Source organism: Natronoflexus pectinivorans (genome assembly GCF_004345615.1).
Classification (GTDB): domain Bacteria; phylum Bacteroidota; class Bacteroidia; order Bacteroidales; family Marinilabiliaceae; genus Natronoflexus; species Natronoflexus pectinivorans.
The window spans coordinates 182,330-204,210 of the sequence record NZ_SLWK01000003.1 but is presented as its reverse complement, the minus strand read 5'-3'; the positions used below and the strand labels follow the sequence as shown (position 1 = coordinate 204,210).

The following is a 21,881-nucleotide window of genomic DNA, read 5'->3' as shown; positions in this document are numbered from 1 at the left end:
AAAGTTCACTTTATACAGAACACCTTTATGAATAACAAGGGTGTTTTTCTACATTATTTTTCTATATTTATTACTAAATTGATTATTCACGATATTTACCCAATCGTTTCGATTGGGTATTTTTTTGATGTTCCACAATCATCAACCTCATTAAGTAATCTTACATGAAGAACAAAAGCTTAGTCTCCATCAGTGATTACACCAGAGACGAAATACTTCGGATTCTGGAATTGGCTGCATTTTATGAAGCCAACCCCAAACAACCGGAATTAAGAGAGAAGGTCATTGCCAGTCTCTTTTTTGAGCCATCCACACGTACCCGGCTGAGTTTTGAAACTGCGATAAATCGTCTGGGTGCCAGGGTTATAGGTTTTACCGACTCTTCGTCGTCGTCCACTACCAAAGGAGAAACGCTGAAGGATACCATTAAAATGGTCAGTAATTATGCCGATTTAATTGTTATGCGTCATCCACTTGAGGGTAGTGCACGTTATGCATCGGAACAATCGCGGGTTCCCATCATCAATGCGGGTGATGGTGCCAATCAGCATCCAACGCAAACGCTTTTGGATTTGTACTCCATTCAAAAAACACAGGGAACGTTGGAGAATTTGACCGTTTTCATGGTTGGCGATTTAAAATATGGACGAACGGTTCACTCTCTTTTAATGGCATTGTCGCATTTTAACCCTGTTTTTTATTTTGTGGCGCCTAAAGAACTTGAAATGCCATGCGAATACAAGGCATTTCTCCGCGAACGTGGAATTGAATTCTACGAGCAAAAAGAGATGAACAACCTTGAGCAGGCCGATATTCTTTACATGACCCGGGTGCAAAAGGAGCGTTTTTCTGACCCCATGGAGTACGAACGTGTTAAGAACGCCTACGTGTTGCGTAATGCCATGCTTGATAAAACCAAAGAGAACCTGAAGGTTTTGCATCCCCTGCCACGTGTCAACGAAATTCATACGGATGTTGACAGCAGTGAGAAGGCTTACTACTTTCAGCAGGCCGAAAATGGGGTGTATACACGAATGGCGATTATTTCGGCCATTATGGGATTGAAATAGGAGGATAGACTGTTAGATGTAAGATTGTTTAGGGCAATCAGAAGATTACGATAACAGAGGGCAGTGTATGGTGATGACAATCTGAAAAAACTTAGCCCTTGCGTCAATTCCAGTGGACATGAAAGTAAGCCATTAACCCTTTCGGTTACCCAGTTGGAGTGCAATCCGTGATGGATTTTAACAATAATAAAATAACAAAAAATATGACCTATAACCCGCAAAAGCATCATCGCCGCAGTATTCGTCTGAAAGGATATGATTATTCGCAGGCAGGGTTATATTTTATAACCATTTGTTGTCAGAATAGGATTTGTAGGTTTGGTCATATAGAAAACGGTAAAATGTTTTTAAATGATTTGGGATTGGTGGCATATAATGAATGGGCAAAATTGCCCGAACGATTTCCCAATTTTGAATTGGATGTATTTCAAATTATGCCCAACCACATCCATGGTATTATTGTTTTGAACGAATTACCCGTAGGGGCAGGGTTCACCCCTGTCCAAAATAGAACCATCACCCCTGCCCAATATGAAAAGGAGAATATGGCACCCGCACGGTTTCCCCCAAGGGTATCCGACATAGTGGGGGCATACAAATCGTTGGTGTCAAATGAATGTTTAAAATTATTTAAAAGGAATAATGATATGATGGGCAAATTATGGCAACGTAATTACCACGAACACATTATACGTAATGAACAATCGTACATGAATATTTCAAATTATATTATAAACAACCCTGCAAATTGGAATAGCGATTCATTAAAATAGCCGCCATAATAGAAGGAGCGCATGGTAAATATTCACGCATTGGAGATATCCGAAAACCGGACATCCAAATTTGAAACAAATATGATATGACCAAAAAAGCAGCCATAAAACTATTTGACTAAAAGGACGTCTGTTTATTGTTTCAACATTTCTATTAATTTTAAAAAACACAACTTTAACAGATTCAAACGACCAACAATTAAAACAGTGAATCATGTCAAAACAAAAACAACTTCAGGTGAGTGCCATCGAAAATGGCACTGTAATTGACCATATACCGGCCGAATCGCTGTTTGACGTCATCAACATCCTTGGCCTCGATCAAATTACCAACCTGATTACCTTTGGAACCAATCTGGACAGCGATAAATTAGGAAAAAAAGCCATTATTAAGGTTGAGGGTAAATTTTTTGAAGACAATGAAATCAACAAGATTTCATTGGTGGCGCCACATGTAAAGCTCAATATTATCAGGGATTACGAAGTGGTGGAGAAACGAGATGTGGAAATTCCCGACGAAGTGGTCGGTATTGTAAAATGCTTTAATCCCAAGTGTATCACCAATAATGAGGTTATAAAAACCCATTTTAAGGTCATGGATAAAACCGATTTGGCGCTTAAATGCCATTATTGTGAGAAAAACACCACCAGGGATGAGCTGAAAATGATGTAAATATGCCAAAAGTTGATTGGAAACCCGGAAACATGCTCTATCCGCTTCCGGCTGTTATGGTTTCGCTTGGCGAAACCCCGGAAGAATTCAATATCATTACCATAGCCTGGACAGGTACCATATGTTCTGACCCGCCGATGTGCTATATTTCGGTTCGTCCCGGCAGACATTCGTACGAAATTTTATCACGCACAAAGGAGTTTGTCATCAATCTCACTACGCGCGATTTGGCCTATGCCACCGATTGGTGCGGCGTGCGTTCCGGCAGGCATCACCAAAAATTTGACAGCATGAACCTCACTCCCGGGAAAGCCTCGGTTGTAAATGCCCCGATTATTGAAGAATCGCCGGTTAATATAGAGTGTAAAGTAACTGAAATAAAGCCGCTTGGAACACATCACATGTTTTTGGCTGAAGTGGTGAATGTTATGGTCGAAGATAAGTATCTGGATTCCGAAACAGGTGCCTTCTCACTTAAAAAAGCCCGACCCATTGCCTATTCGCATGGTAATTATTTTGGATTGGGAAAAAAGATTGGAAAATTTGGTTTTTCTGTGGAAAAGAAGAAGACCCGGCGCAAACGTCACGAAAAACATATGAAAAACAGAAAGGGTGGGGATGAGGCTGTTTAGAACAGCCTCCCCTGCTGGTCGGTTTCAATTATTTCGTTTATATGGGGATACCAGATGTATCCCTTAACTTTTGAATAACCCATCTCTTTAACAAGCAAAATATAATCCTGTACCTGTTTTTGGTGGGAGGGATGTTTGCCTTGCCCAAATTTGTAATCCACCACAATCACTTCGTCGTCCTTTATCATAACCCGGTCGGGACGTTTTACTGCTCCCGATAAAATGGCGGCTTCGTTTTTTACTTGGTAAGTGCCGTCAAACCAATGTTTTGCTTTTGGATGAAGGAGCCATTTCTCTACCTGGTTTTGGAGATTTCCTGCTTCAGCTTCCGTTATAATCCCTTTAAAACGTAACGTTTTAAAGGCTTTAACAACATCATTCCCGGTAATTATCTGTTCAAACAGTGCATGCATCACTTTTCCGTAATTCACCTGTACATTTTCGCCATCTTCGGTAAAATAATTCTCACTTTCCATGTGGATTTTTAGTCTGTTGCCTGGAGGAATGTGAATAAAACCGCTCAAATTAAGAGTTTCCTCTTTTCTTATGGACGATTCCTTTTTATCCGATCGACTGCGTTCGCTTCTGTTGGCGCGATTTAAGGTAAACAGCCTGTCATTTTCCACTATGCCGTTTTCAGAAATATTGGTAAAGAGTCCGGTTGTAATTTGGCTGTGAATCAGTTGTCCAATGTCATTAATGCTCTTGTATTCCATTTTGTTGAGATGTGCAAACACCGACAAACTTCGTCTTGCACGAGTAAATGCCACATAAGTGATGTTGAGGTTGTCAACATACTGATTGAGGACTTCCTGCAAATAATCAGCTGCAAACCACGAATCTCCCAGCTGTTTAATCCCTTTAACCGGAACAAGCGGAATGGCGTTGAAAGGCTCTTTCTGCGGCTTAAACCACAATAAGTTTCCATGACGAAGGGTGTTTAAATCCCACGAGGCAAAGGGGATTACCACCGCTTTGAATTCAAGGCCTTTCGATTTGTGGATGGTCATCACACGGATGGCTTCCTGGTTTTCGGGAATCGAGAGCGAGTGCTTGTATCCTTTATTGTACCAAAACTGTAAAAATCGGTTTAAATCGGCCGATTCCTGATTGATGTGGTTCAGCAGCATACTTTGGAAAGCCTCAACATAAACAGCGTGCTGTTTAACTAGCTTTTCAGGTAGAAGCTGAATAATGGCTTCTGTAAGTTCATAGAGCGGCTTTTTCTGGATGTTGGATGTTTTTTCTTTGTGCGATTGCCAAAGATTTCCTTTCGCAAACTGATGGAATGCCTCAGTGGTATCAAATTCAATTTGTTCAGGCTCCAGATGACTGTTTTTGTATAAATACTGCAGAATAAACGATTCTGTTTGAAGGTTTTCCGGATTCTGAATGAGCTCCAGATGTGCAATAATGAGCCGGATAAGCTCAGAGTTGGCAATCACCAGCGATTCGTTGCTGATGACAGGCAATGGTCTCGATTCGGGGTGGTAGTTGCCCGACAACAGCGCATCGGTTATCAATACCGCTTCCCGGTTGTTTCTGACCAGCACCGAAATTTCAGAAAGTTTAAATTCATCGCAAAGGTTATGAATGTGCTTGATGCTTTGCACAATGGCTGCCTGTTGGAAATCCTCTTTTTTCTCGCCTTCAAGAAGTTCAAAATGGAGTCGTCCGCCGCTGTTAAGAGCCGATTTTGAGGTGTTCTGTTTAATGTCGCTGTAGGCTCTGATGATTTTTTTTGAAAGATGCTGAAAAGTTTCGCTATCAGCTAAATCATCGGGAATCATGTTGTTAAACTGCTGCTGAATGGCTTCGGCAGCAGTGCTGAAAAAGGCATTATTGAATTTAATAATCTCTTCATCGCTTCGCCAGTTGGTATCAAGCGAAATGGCATTGATGCCGTAATGGTCAAAGTCTTTTTCTACATGTTCGGCCAACAGGTTCCAATCGGAATTGCGCCATCGGTATATGGCCTGTTTTACATCACCTACTAAAAGTGAAGTCTTTTCCGAAGCCAGGGAATCTTTAATAAGCGGCAAAAAATTGGAGTATTGCAACGATGATGTATCCTGAAACTCATCAATCATATAATGGATGTAGCGGGTTCCTGTTTTTTCGTAAATGAAAGGTGTTTCGTTGTTTTCAATGATGCATGTTAACAGGTGGTTGGTTCCGGAAATCAGGAAAATATTCTCCTCCCGACACAACTCCATCAATTTATTGTTGACATCATTCAACATGCCCAAGGCATTGAGATTGGGTAAAATGAGTTTTGCAGTGTGGTAATCTCTTACGTTTTTCGCAATCAATTCAACTGCCCGGGTCACTAAATCGAGCAAACCGCCGCTGTAAGCAGCAAGCACATCTTCGTTTCGGTTCTCCTGTTTTTCTCCTTTTATCCATTGCTCTGTGCCGGACAAAAGAACCATGTATTTTTCCACATCCAGATGGCCATTCAAGTCGGTCATCTTTTCAAACCATTTGACTTTGGTTCTTGATTTTCCTTTAAAATCGATGTTGATGTCGAGGTTATGTTGTTTGATGATTTCCAACCCATTTTTCCCGATGGTCTGTATTTGAGAGTCCATATTGTGAATAATCTCCTCCAGTGCTTTCTTATAGGTATTGAGAAATTCTTTGTTGTTGATGTGATTGGCCAATGCCAAAGCATTGGCCTGGTACATTTCCGAGAAGATTTCTTTGCTGATGTTCAGTATTTCCCCTGAAATATTCCAGCCTTTATCATCCTCCATCCGCTCACGTGCAAACTGAATTAACCACGATTTTAACTCTTTATGCTGTGGAGAGTCCATTTCAAGTATCAACTGGTCAACTGCTTGTTGCAGTATTCGCTCGGTTTCCAGTTCCAAACGAAAACCCACGGGAAGCCCCATTTCTCGTGCAAAGGAGCGTGTTACTTTCTGGAAAAAACTGTCGATGGTACTTACCGAAAAGTTGGCGTAGTCGTGCAGCAGTTGTCGAAGCAGTTTTAATGCAAGCTGACGAACCTCATTTTCCGGCTTTCCGCTTGCTTTTTCCAGGTCGCTCATGTACTCGTGCCGCTCGCCGGAGCGACTTGCAATATCATGAAGGGTGGATAAAATACGCGAACGCATTTCGGCTGTGGCTTTATTGGTAAAGGTAACGGCCAGGATTTGGCGATAATCGCCGGGGTTTTTAAAGAGCAGTATAAGATACTCTTTGGTGAGAGTATATGTTTTTCCTGAACCTGCCGAAGCACGGTAAACCTGTATTTTTGACATGTTGTTCTGATTTCTGTCTCTAAAACTAATAAAAAAAACGGAGATATCTCAAAGGAAATTATTAGTCCCAAATCCATCATCACTGATTGATATATTAAACAATTCAAAGCTTTTTGGGAAAGCGGTCAGTTTTTTTAAATGCTTAGTTGTATGATTTCGGAAGTGGTTATAAATATAGGGAATTTACTTCTATTAATCATCTCAACAAGAATAACTAGGGGCGTATCCCTAATATCTTCGTATAATTTGTTTTTCTATTAGTTTAAGGGCGTAGCCCTGACATCATACAACATTATTGCTTAGATTTATTAACACTGCTGCCCGACTAAGATTTTTTATAATGATAATCATATAATAGATTTCTCGCTTCGCTCGAAATGACAGGCTGTTAAGATATGAGAGGTGAAGGGGTTATTAAGGCGAAGCCGCCATCACCACTTCACCCGCCTTGACCTCAAGAAAGTTTTGTCATTTCGAGCAGAGCGAGAAATCTAAATTAATTAGCCGTTCAGTAGTGATTTATAAACTAAATTTCTATTCCAAAATATTCGGGTCTACGCTCTTTGGTCTTTTATATATGGCAATAAAATAGTAGTTTTGTGTTTCGTTCAAAACACTTATGGTGCAAGAGTTAAAATGAGCTTGGCTTCTCTGTTTTGAAATTCATCGCATAAGATTTAATAATGAAATATATCGTAGTTTTGGCCGATGGAATGGCCGATGAACCAATAGATGCATTTAATGGATTAACGCCCGCCATGGCCGCCCATAAACCGGTTATGGATGCCATGTGCAAACAAGCCGCCACCGGCTTGGTTCATACTGTACCTCAAGGCTTTCATCCCGGAAGCGAAATAGCCAACATGAATATCCTTGGTTACCAGCCTGCAAAATATTTTCAGGGAAGAGGGGTGCTCGAAGCGGCTGCATTGGGTATTGAATCTGAGCCTGACGACCTGGTTTTTAGATGTAACGTTGTTTCTCTTGAGGAAGATATTCTCATCAACCATTCGGCCGGACACATCTCAACTGCCGAAGCGGATGAGATTATTCAAACTCTGAATAATGAGTTGGGAAGCGATAAAATAAAATTCTATACAGGAACAAGTTATCGTCATATTCTGGTTATTAAGGGAGCCAATAAAAACGTGAAGTGCATACCACCTCACGACCATCCCGGTAAACCCGTTCGCCCTTTATTTCCAACGGCAGAATTGCCTGAGGCGCAAGGTACTGCTCAGTTGCTCTCAGAACTTATGGAAAAATCATTAGCGATATTGTCCACCCATCCTGTGAATGTGAAGCGGCGTGCTGCCGGAAAAAAGTGTGCCGACTGTATTTGGCCTTGGTCACCGGGTTACAGGCCGGCGTTCCCTTCATTTAAGGAGAGGTTTGGAATAGAGTCGGGAGCGGTGATTTCGGCCGTGGATTTAATTCATGGAATTGGAAAATTGGCGGGATTAGAATCTGTATTTGTTGAAGGTGCCACAGGTTTACACGATACCAATTACGAAGGGAAGGCTGCTGGTGCACTGGATGCTTTGCAAAAACACCCGTTTGTGTTTTTGCATGTGGAAGCCATGGACGAAGCTGGTCATGAAGGTGATTACGAGCTCAAAAAGCGAGTTATTGAAGATTTTGACAGAAGATTGCTTAAACCCCTTTGGGATGGCTTGAATAAAATGGATGAACCTTTCACCCTTCTGTTGTTGCCCGACCATCCAACCCCTTGTAATTTGCGTACACATACGATGGATCCTGTTCCATTTTTTATGATAAAACCCGGAGTTGATGCCGACTCTGTTGATTCTTTTAACGAACAAACGGTTAAAAAAGGCAGTTTAGGTGAGGTTTTAGGAGAAGATATTTTGGATATATTTTTTAAATAGGTCATTCAAATGAAGTATATAAGTTTAGGCAATCGCCAAGAAAAATATAATCTTAAGGAAGTATTGTTTAAGGGTTTGGCTCCGGATGGACATCTGTTTATGCCCGAGTCGATTCCCACATTGGATTCTTCGTTTTTCAATGAGTTGGCATCCATGGAATTGCCGGAAATCGGTTTTCGTGTTTTGTCACAATTTATGAAAGACGATTTGGGTGATGATGTATTAAGAAATATAGCGGAGGAGACTTTTGCATTTGATATACCGCTGAAAAAAGTGGAGGAGGGGGTTTATGTTCTGGAACTTTTTCATGGTCCCACACAGGCTTTTAAGGATGTTGGTGCCAGATGTTTGTCAAGATTATTGGGTCATTTTAATAAAGGTGAAAGTCGTAAGTTGATGGTTTTAACAGCCACATCAGGAGATACAGGTGGTGCCGTGGCACACGGTTTTCACCGTGTGCCCGGAGTTGAGGTGGTGGTGCTTTATCCTTACGGAAAGGTAAGCCCGTATCAGGAATATCAAATAACCGGCCCCGGCGACAATGTGCACGCCATAGCCGTTGATGGAAGTTTTGACGACTGCCAGCGACTTGTTAAGGAGGCTTTTAATGATCAGGCATTACGTGAAAAGATTTATATGACCTCGGCCAATTCCATTAACATTGGCCGACTGGTGCCGCAATCGGTCTATTATTTCCAAGTCATTGCCCAGTTACGACGAATGGGAATTGAAGACGCTCCTGTAATAACAGTACCCAGCGGGAATTTTGGTAATATTACGGCAGCCATGCTTGCCACCAGAATGGGGTTGCCGGTTAAGCGGTTTATAGCTGCTACAAATGCCAATGATGTTGTACCCCGCTTTTTGAAATCAGGAAAATACGATCCACACGCTACCATATCGACCGTTGCAAATGCAATGGATGTAGGTGACCCAAGTAATTTTAGCCGCATGTTCGATCTTTACCGCAATGATATTGATGAGCTTCGCAAAAACCTCATTTCATCTCCGGTTTCAGATGATGAGATAAAATCAACCATTGTGGATGTGTACAAAAGCAAAGGATATTTGATGGATCCGCATACCGCTTCGGCTTATGCGGTGGTTAAAAAGGAGCGAAAAGTTGATGAAACAGCTGTTTTTGTTTCAACAGCTCATCCGTTTAAATTTAACGAAGTCATTGACGAAATACTCCCGGGAGAATTGGAGAAGTCTGGATATAGCATTGATTTTGAGATTGGAGAGAATGTTGGGAAGAATATTATGTCGCCTTTGTACACAGAGTTTAAGAGCAGAATAGAAAAAATGGCATGATCATTGAATGAATTTTTATAATTTTAATATTTGACAATGTTTTTTCTCAATTTCAAAAAAGTGTTATTTTTACGCTTTGAAATATGGATAACAAATCTGAATCAATAAAAAGAAACAATAAAAAAGTAAAGATTATGAAGTATTTAGCAGTTGTAGGTTTAATGTTTTTTTCTCTGGTTGTTTTTGCGCAGGATGGAACCTCGCATATTGAACTACAGAATCAGGGAAATGACGCGCTGAGAGAGAATAATTTCGCTGAAGCCCTTGAATTGTATGAAGCAGCATTAGCTGCTTGGCCTGAAGATGAGGAAATAAATTCGGCGATGATTTTTAACATGGCAACTTGTGCTCGTCGTTCAGATAACCATGAAAAGGCGCTTGAGTATTATCAAAAGTCTGTAGATCTTGGTTATCGTGCCGATTTCTCAACTTTTTATGTTGCTACAGCCTTAAACAACCTGGAGCGTCACGATGAGATGGAGGAAGTATTACTACAGGCAATGACAGATTTTCGCTCAAGTTCGGTGTTCGGACATATGCGTCGTCTATTAACCAATTACTATTTGCGTCAGGGTGCAGAACCCTATAACAGAGCCTCTCAGATACTTGCATCTGCTCAGGATGCTGATCCATCTGAATTTGATGCAATAACCGCAAGAGCTAATGTTGAGTTTGAAAAAGCCAAACCATGGTTCGAAAAGGTTCTTGAAATAGATCCTGATAATTCAAATGCGCAAGCATCATTGAGAGAGATCAATACTCGTCTTAATTAATATAGAACATGTTAGGCATAAAAAAGAGGTCATCCATCGGATGACCTCTTTTTTTTATCATTTGCAGTCTGTTAATTATTCGATTCTTTGCCATGCTTACTGGCAGCTTTCTTCGCTGCATCTTTATCACCCTCTATTGCCACAATTTTGGTGGTTATTTTCTCTTCTTTATCATCAAAATCAACCTCAATTGCATCTCCTTCTGAAATCGAGGCCTGAATGATAACCTCGGCCATTTCATCTTCAAGGTATTTTTGGATGGCTCGTTTTAAAGGACGAGCACCATATTGCACATCAAATCCTTTCGATGCGATGAAATTCTTGGCTTTATCCGTGAGCTGGAGTTTGTATCCCAAACTTTCCACTCTCGAGAAGAGTCCCTTTAATTCAATATCTATGATTTTATATATGTCTGCTTCTGTAAGGTTATTAAAGATGATGACATCATCAATTCTGTTGAGAAATTCAGGTGCAAAAGCTTTTTTCAAAGCTTTTTCAATTACACCTTTAGCAAATTCATTATCACTTTTTGCTCCCGAAGGTACAAAACCAACACCACGACCAAAATCTTTCAATTCGCGGGTACCAATGTTGGATGTCATGATGATGATGGTGTTTTTAAAATCGACCCTGCGTCCTAAACTATCAGTCAGACGCCCTTCGTCCAATACCTGAAGCATCAGGTGAAACACATCGGGATGTGCTTTCTCAATTTCATCTAAAAGAACCACCGAATATGGTCTTCTGCGAACTTTTTCAGTCAATTGTCCACCCTCTTCATAACCAATATATCCCGGAGGTGCTCCAACCAAGCGCGATACGCTGAATTTCTCCATGTACTCACTCATATCGATGCGAATAAGGGCATCCGTGGTATCAAAAAGATATTCGGCAAGGATTTTCGCCAAATGGGTTTTTCCAACCCCTGTCGGACCTAAAAACACAAATGAACCAATAGGCCGATTTGGATCCTTTAAACCGGCTCTGTTGCGCTGAATAGCTTTTACAATCTTCTGAATGGCCTCTTCCTGTCCTATAACTTTACCTTTGAGCTGTTCTCCCATTTTCAGCAACCGGAAACCTTCTGCCTGTGCCACCCTTTGTACTGGAATCCCTGTCATCATGGCAACAACTTCGGCAACTTTTTCGGCGTCTACAACTTCTCTATGTTTTTGAAGCTCCTCTTCCCATTTAACCTTCGACTGTTCTAGCTCTTCCAGCAGTGTTTTCTCCTTATCTCGGAAACTTGCAGCCAATTCAAAATTTTGAGCTTTTACAGCCTTGATTTTGTTCTCTTTGGTTTCTTCAATCTGATTTTCAAGCTTTAGAATGGTTTCAGGAACCACTATATTTGAAATATGCACCCGTGAGCCGGCTTCATCCAACGCATCAATGGCTTTATCAGGCAAATGGCGGTCGGATATGTATCTTTCAGTCAGTTTAACACATGCATCAATGGCATCGGAAGTATATTCTACGTTGTGATGGTCTTCATATTTGGGCTTGATGTTGTTAAGGATTTCAAAAGTTTCCTCCACGCTGGTGGGCTCAATCATGATTTTTTGAAAACGGCGCTCAAGCGCTCCGTCTTTTTCAATGTGCTGACGATACTCATCTAAGGTGGTGGCTCCAATACATTGAATTTCACCACGAGCCAATGCCGGTTTAAGCATGTTGGCTGCATCCAGAGAGCCTGTGGCACCACCTGCACCTACGATGGTGTGAATTTCATCAATAAATAATATAATCCCTGGATTTTTCGATAATTCATTCAGTATTGCTTTGATGCGTTCCTCAAATTGTCCGCGATATTTTGTGCCTGCAACAATTGATGCCAGATCCAAAGTAACCACTCTTTTATCAAAGAGTACTCTGGAAACCTTTCTCTCTACAATTCGAAGAGCCAATCCTTCAGCAATGGCCGATTTTCCAACTCCGGGTTCCCCAATTAGTATGGGGTTATTCTTTTTGCGCCGGCTTAATATTTGAGCCAGTCGTTCGATTTCCCTTTCACGACCTACGATGGGATCCAATCGGCCTTCTTCTGCGGCCTTGGTAATGTCAATGCCAAAATTATCCAAAACGGGTGTCTCACTTGCAGTTTTGGCTCCTGATGGTTTAGCTCCTTCCGGGCTGCCTCCTCCTGATCCAAAAGGATTATCATGATCATCATCATCCGGCATTTGGGAACGCATCTTTGCACTGCCTTTGGTCAGTTGATGTTTTAATTGGTTATATTTTACGTTGTATTCTTCCATGATTTCAGAAATTGTACCGTTAGAATCTCGTAATAGAGCAAGCAACAAGTGCAGAGTTGTGATTTTTTCACTTTTTAAAGACCTTGCTTCGAGATGCACCAGTTTTAAAATTTGCTCCGTTGACTTTAAAAGGGGTAAGTGTTCCATTTTGTTCAATGGTTTATTCCCTTTTATCTTGTTTTCTATGGTTTCTCTTAGTTGACCAAAATCTACATTAAGTCTTTCCAGTAATCTACATGCTTTTCCCTCCGGTTGTAACAAAATTCCAAGCAATAAATGCTCTGGAGCAATAAACAGATTGCCCAATCTTAAAGCTTCTTCTTTGCTGGAAGTAATTACGTCCCGCACACGTGATGAATAATTCAAATCCATAACTTACTCTCTCTATTCAAATTATGGTTTAGTGAACAAGATACGAACTAAAACAGGTTGTTCCTTATTTCAATAAACCAGTTTCGGTTTAGGTTTGGGATTGATGTTTGAGATGGAGAAAACGATATCTGTTTTCTGCTATCTTGAATGATTTTTATCCCGTAATTAATTCTCAAAAATAGTATATTTTATGCAAATATCATACGTTGATTCAATGTTAATAAAAAGCGAGGCTACATATTTTCTTATTCCATGAATAATGTTTAATTTAGAGCGGTGAAAAAAAGGTCTTATGGACAGACCTTTTTTTGTGTTCCAGACTCATCTAAAGATAGATTTAAATGATTGAAGGAGATAGAATAATAAAGATTAACATTGAAGAGGAAATGAAGTCAGCCTACATCGATTATTCGATGTCGGTGATTGTTTCCAGGGCACTTCCCGATGTAAGGGATGGCCTCAAGCCGGTACACCGCAGGGTTTTGTTCGGAATGAATGAACTGGGTGTTAATGCCGGAAAACCGTATAAGAAATCTGCTCGTATAGTGGGTGAGGTGTTAGGTAAATATCACCCCCATGGCGATTCATCGGTTTATTACGCCATGGTTCGTATGGCACAAACCTGGTCGATGCGATATCCTTTGGTTGACGGGCAAGGTAACTTTGGTTCTGTGGACGGTGATAGTCCTGCAGCCATGCGTTATACTGAAGCTCGTCTGAACAAGCTTTCTGAGGAGGCCTTAATGGATATTGATAAAAATACGGTTGATTTTCAGCTGAATTTTGATGACTCTTTAAAGGAGCCAACGGTTTTACCCACCCGGGCTCCATTACTTCTTGTGAATGGAGCTTCAGGAATAGCTGTGGGAATGGCCACCAACATGGCACCACATAACTTGTCTGATACCATCGATGCCATTGTGGCATACGTGGACGATCCGGAAGTAGAGATCGACCGTTTGGTTGAAATCATTAAAGCCCCTGACTTTCCAACAGGGGGAACCATCTACGGTTATCAAGGTGTTAAAGATGGTTATGCCACAGGTCGTGGCAGGGTTGTTATCAGAGCAAAATCGGATGTGGAAACCACACCCAATGGCAGAGAAAAAATCATTATCTCGGAGATCCCTTATTTGGTTAATAAGGCTGAACTGATCATGAAAATTGCCGATCTGGTAAACGATAAGAAAATTGATGGCATTTCAAATGTAAATGATGAGTCAGACCGTGACGGAATGCGCATTGTTATCGATCTTAAGAAAGATGCCATTGCAAACGTGGTTTTGAATCATCTGTACAAATATACCGCGCTGCAATCTTCCTTTGGTATTAATAATATTGCCCTTGTTAAAGGACGTCCCAGACTACTTAATTTAAAAGAGATCATCAGTTGTTTTGTGGAACATCGCCACGATGTTGTTACCCGCAGAACCCAGTTTGAACTGGATCAGGCAGAAAAACGTGCCCACATTCTTGAAGGGCTAATCATTGCCAGCGATAATATTGATGAGGTAATTAAAATTATCAGAGCAGCGCAAACACCTGATCAGGCTCGAGAAGACTTGATTAATCGTTTTGAGTTGACAGAAATACAGGCTCGTGCAATTGTTGAGATGCGTTTGCGACAATTAACAGGTCTTGAGCAGGATAAACTTCGTCAGGAATATGAAGATCTTCTGAAAGAAATTGCAAGGTTAAAGAATATTCTGGAGCATGTGCACTTGAGAATGGAGATTATTAAGGACGAATTGCTTGAAATTAAAGGGAAATACAAAGATGAACGTCGTACCGACATTGTTTATTCATCTGAAGAGTTTAACCCTGAAGATTTTTATGCCGATGATGAAATGATTATCACCATTTCACATATGGGATATATTAAACGAACTCCTTTGAGTGAGTTTAAAACTCAGAACAGGGGAGGTGTTGGCTCTAAAGGAAGCTCCATGCGTGATGAGGATTTTATTGAGCATATTTATCCAGCCTCCATGCACAACACCCTGATGTTCTTTACCAAGAAAGGAAAGTGCTTCTGGCTAAAGGTTTATGAAATTCCTGAAGGATCAAAGAGTACCAAAGGGCGTGCTATACAAAACCTGTTGAACATTGATCCTGATGATACGGTTAAAGCATTTATCAGGGTTAAAAGATTAAATGAGGATGTAGAGTTTACCAAATCACATTATATCGTTATGGGTACCAAAAAGGGTGTGATCAAGAAATCCTTACTGGCTGATTATTCAAGACCTCGCCAAAATGGTGTCAATGCGATTACTATTAAAGAGGATGATGAATTGATTCAGGCTCGTTTGACCAATGGACGTAATGAAGTTTTAATGGCTACCCGTTCGGGAAGAGCTATCCGATTTAACGAATCTATGGTTCGTTGTATTGGTCGTACAGGCCAGGGAGTCAAGGGGATAACCCTTGCCTCTGCCAACGACGAGGTGGTTGGCATGGTTTGTGTGAAGAATATGGATGAGGATATCCTTGTTATGTCTGAAAAAGGTTTTGGAAAACGTTCCAAGATTGAAGATTACCGGGTAACCAATAGGGGAGGGAAAGGTGTTAAAACCATGAGAATCACCGATAAAACCGGTGATCTTATTACCATTAAAAGTGTGAGCGACGATAATGACCTGATGATTATTAATAAATCCGGAATCACTATCAGGGTTTCTGTATCGAATGTGCGCGTAACCGGTAGAGCCACTCAAGGTGTGAGATTTATTAATCTTACCAAGAAGCAGGATGAAATTGCTTCTGTAACCAAGGTTCTTGCTGAACAGATTGAGGATAGCATACTTGAAACAGGAACTGTAAATCCAGAAACGGAGATTAATAAAGACGATAATGCTCCGGAATAATTGATTTTTTCGAATTATTTGTTATAATTTTGATTACAACAACAAACAAAAACAGACCACAATGAAAAGATTACTTTTAGTTTTAATTTCAATCTTAGCCGTATCAGCTATATATGCCCAAAGAGGAAGGGTTGCAGCTGCTTCTGCTTTTTTGGATAACGGCGATATAGAGTCTGCACGTTCACGACTGCAAGATGCATTCGAGCACGACAGAACACGGGAATGGCCACGGACATATATCGTTGCTGCCCGTCTTGCTACCGAAGAGTATAATAGAACGAATGACAAAGCTAAGATTTTACAAGCCGTTGAACATTACAAACTTGCGGCTGACCTTGATCAAAGAGATGAACAAGGTGGAAGAAGAGCCAGACCTGGTAGGTTTGAGCGCGATCTTAAAGTGGCATTAACCTTTTTTGTACCTGAATTGCAAAATGCTGGTATTGACGCTTTCAATGAGGAAGATTTTGCAACTGCTATGAAGATTTTTCGCAGTGTTGTAAATTTGAATAATCTATCAATCTTTGAAGAGGACAATTTACCACCGGACTCTGTTTTTATTTATTACACCGGACTTGCAGCCAGCAGAAGCCAGAATTGGGATGTTGCTGAAGAATTCTTTAAAAAGACTCTGGATTTGAGATATGGGGAGGGAGATCCAATTCTTTTGCTTCATGAGATTTATGAACAGACAGGAGATTCTGCTAAAATGGGGCCAAATCTAAAAAGAGGTTTTGAACTGTTTCCTGATGATGATAGGATTTTGACATCATTAATTAATTTTTACTTGCTTTCAGAACAGAATGAGCAAGCTCTTGAGTATTTGAATACCGCCATTGATGGTGACCCTGAAAACTTCTCTTTCTATAATGCACGCGGTGTTTTATATGATATGAGCGGTGAATATGAACTTGCTGAGGTAGAATATAGAAAAGCCATCGAGCTTAATCCTGAGTTTTTTGATCCTTTGCTGAACTTGGGTGTTATTTATTTTAATCGTGCGATTGATATGATGAGGGAAGCAAATGAAATATCTGATTTTGCTAAATTTGAGATTGCCCGTAATGAGGCTCTCGATGTTTTTCGTAAATCTTTGCCATATATGGAAAGGGCTCATGAGGTTAGACCAGAAGAAAGGATGGTTTTAGAGACTTTGAGAAATCTCTATTATCGTTTCGAAATGATGGACAAATATGATGAAGTTGAGCAGAAACTTAAGGCTTTAGAAGAGTAGTTTAAAATACCGGGTAATACCCGGTATTTTAATATATATTACAATTAACATAATGACAATTATAAGACTAGGGTGTTGATTGATTTCCTTTGATCATTTCCAACTTGAGATACAACATTTACAATTTGAGTTTGATAACTGAAGGTTAGAACAGCTGCTGTGATATATTCATTAGCGACTATAAATTCAAATATGAATACGTTAATCAGAAAAAATAATCACTTGGATATGAAATAAAGACAAATTGCAAAAAAAAGAAAAGTTTATAAAATCTGACTTGAAATACTCAAACTTTAGCCAATTTTATCAGCTTATTAATCCGTTTTTTGTAAGCAGTCTATATGTCTCTCTATATATAGACGAGCTATTAGGACAAATAGCAGCCCAAATGGATATACAGTAAAAGATAATTAATTTATCGAATTGGCAAGTAAAGACTCAATATCGGAGTTTGAAGCGATTTGAAACAGATCATATTCAGGCCATTCATCTACTAGAGAAATAACTCTATCCATTAATTGACGAATATCTGTAGACAACATCGAACCTTTCCAAGTGTTGCTATTAAACAAAATAACATAAGAAATGCCATCATCTCTACGAACCATTAATGTAGATGTACCTGATAATGTGCCTGTTCTGAACCATTGGCGGCTATTGGCACCTCTCCAACCAAGTGGCTGGAATCCCACTGACACCGGAGTTGTCATGATTTCAATGCTCTCTTTGGATAAAATATCTTCAGGATAAGGCAGCCCATCTATTGCCAAAAGAAATTGCAGTATGTCGGTTGCAGATCCAATCCACCCTCCTGCTGCCCCTAAAGTCTCGATGTCGTTGCCTCCATATGAACGTGGTACACGGGTCTCAAACCCCATAAAATCTTCCACCAGAGGCGTATTTGCAGGTTCATAATACTTCACCTCTAAATCTGCTCTCTCTTCTAAAAAACTGCCCCCAATTCGCATGTCATAAACACCTATAGGGTACAAAATGTTGTGGTTGATAAACGATTCATATGTTTCACCACTGACAGTTTCTATTACCTTACCAAGAATTGCATATCCTAAATTTGAGTAGGCCGACATAGTGCCAGGACGAAAATGCAATGGTCTTGCCAGCATAAATGTAATGATATCCTCATCATTCACAGGGAGTTCTTTTCCTAATCTTCTGGCTACTATCTGTGGCATAAACATCGGATCACCCCAACGATTTGTCCAGCCTCCGGAATGGTTTAACAGGTGAATAACCTGTATTCTCTCAATATTTCTATCTCTGTACTGATTATACGGTGCAAAATTGAGAATACCCTCTTCTCCAAAAACGTAATCCTCCAAACCAATTACACCATCTTCCACCAATTTCATGATTCCTGCTGCAGTAATTAATTTAGAAATGCTAGCTGTACGAAAAAGATGATAAGGTTCAACCGGAATTTCATTCTCTGCGTCTGAATAACCAAAACCCCTGGCATATACAACCTGTCCGTCCTTCGCAATGGCGACTGAAGCTCCCATTAATTCCCAACGATTCATGAACCTATTCATTTGCTGGTCTACGTGCATAAAAGCAGAATCGTTTGATAGCGCATTCGGTATTCGAATGGAATTGATCATTGGTGAAGGTGGAATATGATCCGTCCCAAAAGTTTTTATTGATGGCCCGGTTGTATATTTAATTCCAAAACCTGTGATGATTCCGATTAATAAATATAGTAGAGTTCTTTTAATATGCATTTCTTTGTTTTTGCTCGTGAAATCCTGTGCAAAATTACGTAATTTAAATGAAAAGGTTCTAAAAAAGCCTGTATAAAGTACGGTTTTGTACTTTATACAGGCTTTTAATATTTTTGTTTCGGTAGCGAGATACTTTATTGGCTATCTCATGCTCACTTTTTAATAGGCTGTCTCTTACTCTCTGAATTTAATTGTACAGCCAATGGCTCGCGTTTCTGTAACCTTAGGTTTCTGACCTGCCAGAAGAGCATCAATGGCTTGTGCCACATATTTCTCCTTAACATCAGAAGCATCCTGAGGATTATCGTCAATGGCGCCAATATATGCAACGGTAAAATGATCTCCTTCGTTTTTCAATAAATATACGTGTGGAGTTCTTGTTGCTCCAAATTTTCTGAAAAGTTGCTGATCATCTAGCAAATATGGGAAGTTAAAACCTTTCTCTGCTGCATTGGTTACCATGTAAGAGAAACCATCAGCAGGAACTATAGTCGAATCGTTTGGGTTAATGGCAATCAATGGAAACTTTTTGGGTCCATACTTTTTCTGTAACTCTATCATGCGTGATTCATACAAAACCACATATGGACAGTGGTTACAGGAGAATACAACAATTACCCCTTTTTGGTCTTTGTAATCGTCAAGCGAAACCCATTGGTGATCAATGTTTTTTAATTTAAAACCAGGAGCTTTATCTCCCACCTTTAATTGTGCACCAGCTGTGAAGGTTGCTAAAGCTAGTGTCATCATCATTAAATACTTGAATGTTTTCATAATTGTTATTGTTTTGGTGAAAAATGTAAATGGTTAGATCTGTTCTGATCTTAAATTTGTTTGTTTTATTCTCCAGAAACTTCACCTATCATCTCCATTAACCGTTCATAGTTAATTTCTCCTTCATAGAATGATCTTTGGTCACGGTTAATAATAAGTGTGGCTGGAATTGCTCCTGTCCAAGCATTGTCAACCCTAGCAATCCATTCTCCACCTCTGGGCGTTACTGTAAGAATGACGTCATGTGTTACAGTGTGGTTTTCAAGAAATGGTAATACACGGCTCTCTTTCTGATTAGGGAAATCAAGACTTGCCATGATAACTTGAACAGGTTGCCCTTGGTATGATTTTTCTATTCGGTTAAATTCCGGAATTTCTTTTACGCAAGGTAAACACCACGTTGCCCAAAAGTTTACAACATATATGGTGTCCGATGGGGTCTCTATTCTCTTTAATAATTGACTAACTTCAACATCGGGAACCTTCCTGGTCTCTCCCAATGTCTTTAAAGAGATGGATAATGCTAGCATTAATAATAATATAATTCGCATAACGATACATTTTACATTTTATATTGAAACAGCGTTGTAACAAAAAATGTTCATTGTAAACGCACGTTCATTGCGCATATTAGAAATTAATCATTCTTTTTAAGGGGACCTGGTTTTACTCTCGCAACCATCAGAAGTCTTATAATTAATACAAGCCATAGAGGAACAAGTGATGCAGGGATATATTGCGGAACAAATGAGAAGCCTGTTAGAATCACTACAAGCGCCATTAATACCAGAAGATTTATGTAACGGTTAATTCTGTTGTTATACCATGCAGCACGAATAACAAACAGATGCAATGGATTTGCCCAAAGCAAATGCCAGTTTGGACCGGTGACTGAATGTTCAGTAAAAAACCATAAAAAACAGATTAATAAACCAAGTATTGACGTAGTGGAAAAGATTGCTACATTAATCCACTTTATAAATATTTTACGCTTATACTCCCATGCTGAAATCGCAATGATTATAAGAGAAACAATCCACAATACAACCATAGGAGAAAGTATTGGGTAGGTGCTTTCCTCATCAAATTCCAATATGGTGCGGGTATTGAGTATAACTGGTTGATTGTTGTTATTACGCACTGCAGTTTCAAACTGCCACATGAGATAGTCGGGTAAAAATTGGATGGAAGATTCATCTACCAGATCATCGGTTGGCTGTCCCAACAGAATATCCAGCCCGAGTTTTGTCCAGGGTTTGTTTTGAAGATAATATGCGATGGCATCTCTAAATGTCATCCCCTCCAAATAATCAGGGATTTCAAAGCTCACGCCATCGGGAATAAACAGGAGGGCCATATCTCGGACTCTTGTTGCACAATTATCAAAGAAGAAGTGATACTGGTAGTAACGATTTTCTGGTTCTGCATTTATAATTAGCGCACGGAAAAGTTGTTGCTTTTCAGATTGAGTCAGATCTAGTGTTTGTTCCCAAACGCTCCTACCGGTGAATTGATATTCATATAGAAAATGTTGATAAGAGGTAACCGACAACATATAATTTAATTGCCCCCTCATAAACTTGAGATAAAAATTAGGCGTATTGAAATTAAATGTTCCATAATTAAAAACATAATCGGTATCTGTTACCGGATCTTGTACTCTGATGGCCGTATGTCCAAATAAACTGTAGAGTTCATCACCGGGTGCACAAGTTAAAATGCTAATGGAAGCATCAGGTGATAGTTGTGATTTGATTGGAGAAAAGCTATTTAACAGTATTAAAAAGGAGAGAATCCAATATTTCAAATGGCTTTTGTAAAAGCCATTTGCTTTTAAAGACTCCTTTGAGTGATTGTGATTTCTCATACTGCAATGAATTGACAATTTGCCTTCATTTCCGACGAAATTGGTGCTGTTTTCATTGCTTGATTCCTTTATTATTGTACAATTAGCTTGCATCATTTTATAGCTCAATTTGAGATTTTATTAAATACTTCGTGGGTTAAAAAGGCATGCATGTGATGTTTTATTATTTTCCACTAATATAATTAAAAAAGAGAAACCATCATGAGTAAGGTCTGTTTAGTAATTATTGCCTATGATACAAATGTAAAACAAATCTCGCATACAAGCATTCACACATAATAATTAATTATACATATGTAATCTTTGAGAGATTACATATGTATATTGCTTTGTATGTGATATAGAAATAATAAAATATGAATACAATACGGAGGAATTCT

The 21,881-nt window shown here is 39.7% G+C and carries 15 protein-coding genes; 9 read left to right on the top strand and 6 right to left on the bottom strand.

Going from position 1 to position 21,881, the window contains the following annotated elements:
- Positions 1–164: 164 nt before the first annotated feature.
- The 4 genes from pyrB (at position 165) to EV194_RS06110 (ending at position 3,148) form a co-directional block, all read left to right on the top strand.
- Positions 165–1,070 (top strand): aspartate carbamoyltransferase, encoded by a 906-nt coding sequence (gene pyrB / locus EV194_RS06125; protein ID WP_132433165.1) that lies wholly within the window; start codon positions 165–167, stop codon positions 1,068–1,070.
- 203 nt (positions 1,071–1,273) lie between these two features.
- Complete coding sequence (locus EV194_RS06120; protein ID WP_132433164.1) at positions 1,274–1,843, top strand: transposase; 570 nt, start codon at positions 1,274–1,276, stop codon at positions 1,841–1,843.
- Positions 1,844–2,057: 214 nt separating this feature from the next.
- On the top strand, positions 2,058–2,516 hold the full coding sequence (gene pyrI / locus EV194_RS06115) for an aspartate carbamoyltransferase regulatory subunit (protein ID WP_132433163.1): 459 nt from the start codon (positions 2,058–2,060) through the stop codon (positions 2,514–2,516).
- A 2-nt stretch (positions 2,517–2,518) separates the two neighbouring features.
- Positions 2,519–3,148 (top strand): flavin reductase family protein, encoded by a 630-nt coding sequence (locus tag EV194_RS06110; RefSeq protein WP_132433161.1) that lies wholly within the window; start codon positions 2,519–2,521, stop codon positions 3,146–3,148.
- On the opposite strand, the gene EV194_RS06105 is transcribed toward EV194_RS06110, so the two are convergent.
- The gene (locus tag EV194_RS06105) at positions 3,145–6,414 is read right to left on the bottom strand and encodes a UvrD-helicase domain-containing protein (protein ID WP_132433159.1); all 3,270 of its coding nucleotides are present in this window, start codon (positions 6,412–6,414) and stop codon (positions 3,145–3,147) included. The two genes, EV194_RS06110 and EV194_RS06105, sit on opposite strands and share 4 nt — an antisense overlap.
- A 683-nt stretch (positions 6,415–7,097) precedes the next feature.
- On the opposite strand from EV194_RS06105, the gene EV194_RS06100 reads away from it, so the two are divergent.
- The 3 genes from EV194_RS06100 to EV194_RS06090 all read left to right on the top strand — a co-directional run bounded on the left by EV194_RS06100 (position 7,098) and on the right by EV194_RS06090 (position 10,390).
- Entirely contained in the window at positions 7,098–8,303 is a 1,206-nt protein-coding gene (locus EV194_RS06100; RefSeq protein ID WP_132433157.1) for a cofactor-independent phosphoglycerate mutase, read from the top strand.
- Positions 8,304–8,312: 9 nt separating this feature from the next.
- A complete protein-coding gene (gene thrC, locus EV194_RS06095) occupies positions 8,313–9,617 on the top strand; it encodes a threonine synthase (RefSeq protein ID WP_132433155.1) in 1,305 nt (434 codons plus the stop codon).
- A 134-nt stretch (positions 9,618–9,751) separates the two neighbouring features.
- A complete protein-coding gene (locus tag EV194_RS06090; protein ID WP_132433153.1) occupies positions 9,752–10,390 on the top strand; it encodes a tetratricopeptide repeat protein in 639 nt (212 codons plus the stop codon).
- Between the two features lie 71 nt (positions 10,391–10,461).
- Here the strand turns inward: EV194_RS06090 and EV194_RS06085 are convergent, their stop codons facing one another.
- Positions 10,462–13,020 carry an ATP-dependent Clp protease ATP-binding subunit gene (locus tag EV194_RS06085; protein ID WP_132433151.1) on the bottom strand — a complete coding sequence of 853 codons (2,559 nt, stop codon included), beginning with the start codon at positions 13,018–13,020 and terminating at the stop codon, positions 10,462–10,464.
- Between the two features lie 341 nt (positions 13,021–13,361).
- Here EV194_RS06085 and gyrA point away from each other — a divergent pair, with 341 nt between their 5' ends.
- Positions 13,362–15,887, top strand: a complete 2,526-nt coding sequence (gyrA, locus tag EV194_RS06080) for a DNA gyrase subunit A (RefSeq protein WP_132433149.1) — start codon at positions 13,362–13,364, stop codon at positions 15,885–15,887.
- A gap of 61 nt (positions 15,888–15,948) precedes the next feature.
- Positions 15,949–17,121 carry a tetratricopeptide repeat protein gene (locus EV194_RS06075; protein WP_132433147.1) on the top strand — a complete coding sequence of 391 codons (1,173 nt, stop codon included), beginning with the start codon at positions 15,949–15,951 and terminating at the stop codon, positions 17,119–17,121.
- Between the two features lie 410 nt (positions 17,122–17,531).
- On the opposite strand, the gene EV194_RS06070 is transcribed toward EV194_RS06075, so the two are convergent.
- From EV194_RS06070 to EV194_RS06055, 4 genes are all read right to left on the bottom strand, one after another.
- Positions 17,532–18,860, bottom strand: coding sequence for a serine hydrolase domain-containing protein (locus tag EV194_RS06070; RefSeq protein WP_132433145.1), 1,329 nt, complete (start codon positions 18,858–18,860; stop codon positions 17,532–17,534).
- A gap of 174 nt (positions 18,861–19,034) precedes the next feature.
- Positions 19,035–19,634: a thioredoxin family protein gene (locus EV194_RS06065; protein WP_132433143.1), complete on the bottom strand. Its 600-nt coding sequence runs from the start codon at positions 19,632–19,634 to the stop codon at positions 19,035–19,037.
- A 65-nt stretch (positions 19,635–19,699) separates the two neighbouring features.
- Entirely contained in the window at positions 19,700–20,185 is a 486-nt protein-coding gene (locus tag EV194_RS06060; RefSeq protein WP_132433141.1) for a TlpA disulfide reductase family protein, read from the bottom strand.
- An 86-nt stretch (positions 20,186–20,271) separates the two neighbouring features.
- Positions 20,272–21,501, bottom strand: a complete 1,230-nt coding sequence (locus EV194_RS06055; protein ID WP_165921814.1) for an Lnb N-terminal periplasmic domain-containing protein — start codon at positions 21,499–21,501, stop codon at positions 20,272–20,274.
- Between the last annotated feature and the right edge of the window lie 380 nt (positions 21,502–21,881).

Excerpts from the sequence above, each read along its gene's own strand:
- pyrB (WP_132433165.1), top strand. The coding sequence starts at position 165 with ATGAAGAACAAAAGCTTAGTCTCCATCAGTGATTACACCAGAGACGAA.
- EV194_RS06120 (WP_132433164.1), top strand. The coding sequence starts at position 1,274 with ATGACCTATAACCCGCAAAAGCATCATCGCCGCAGTATTCGTCTGAAA.
- pyrI (WP_132433163.1), top strand. The coding sequence starts at position 2,058 with ATGTCAAAACAAAAACAACTTCAGGTGAGTGCCATCGAAAATGGCACT.
- EV194_RS06110 (WP_132433161.1), top strand. The coding sequence starts at position 2,519 with ATGCCAAAAGTTGATTGGAAACCCGGAAACATGCTCTATCCGCTTCCG.
- EV194_RS06105 (WP_132433159.1), bottom strand. The coding sequence starts at position 6,414 with ATGTCAAAAATACAGGTTTACCGTGCTTCGGCAGGTTCAGGAAAAACA.
- EV194_RS06100 (WP_132433157.1), top strand. The coding sequence starts at position 7,098 with ATGAAATATATCGTAGTTTTGGCCGATGGAATGGCCGATGAACCAATA.
- thrC (WP_132433155.1), top strand. The coding sequence starts at position 8,313 with ATGAAGTATATAAGTTTAGGCAATCGCCAAGAAAAATATAATCTTAAG.
- EV194_RS06090 (WP_132433153.1), top strand. The coding sequence starts at position 9,752 with ATGAAGTATTTAGCAGTTGTAGGTTTAATGTTTTTTTCTCTGGTTGTT.
- EV194_RS06085 (WP_132433151.1), bottom strand. The coding sequence starts at position 13,020 with ATGGATTTGAATTATTCATCACGTGTGCGGGACGTAATTACTTCCAGC.
- gyrA (WP_132433149.1), top strand. The coding sequence starts at position 13,362 with ATGATTGAAGGAGATAGAATAATAAAGATTAACATTGAAGAGGAAATG.
- EV194_RS06075 (WP_132433147.1), top strand. The coding sequence starts at position 15,949 with ATGAAAAGATTACTTTTAGTTTTAATTTCAATCTTAGCCGTATCAGCT.
- EV194_RS06070 (WP_132433145.1), bottom strand. The coding sequence starts at position 18,860 with ATGCATATTAAAAGAACTCTACTATATTTATTAATCGGAATCATCACA.
- EV194_RS06065 (WP_132433143.1), bottom strand. The coding sequence starts at position 19,634 with ATGAAAACATTCAAGTATTTAATGATGATGACACTAGCTTTAGCAACC.
- EV194_RS06060 (WP_132433141.1), bottom strand. The coding sequence starts at position 20,185 with ATGCGAATTATATTATTATTAATGCTAGCATTATCCATCTCTTTAAAG.
- EV194_RS06055 (WP_165921814.1), bottom strand. The coding sequence starts at position 21,501 with ATGAGAAATCACAATCACTCAAAGGAGTCTTTAAAAGCAAATGGCTTT.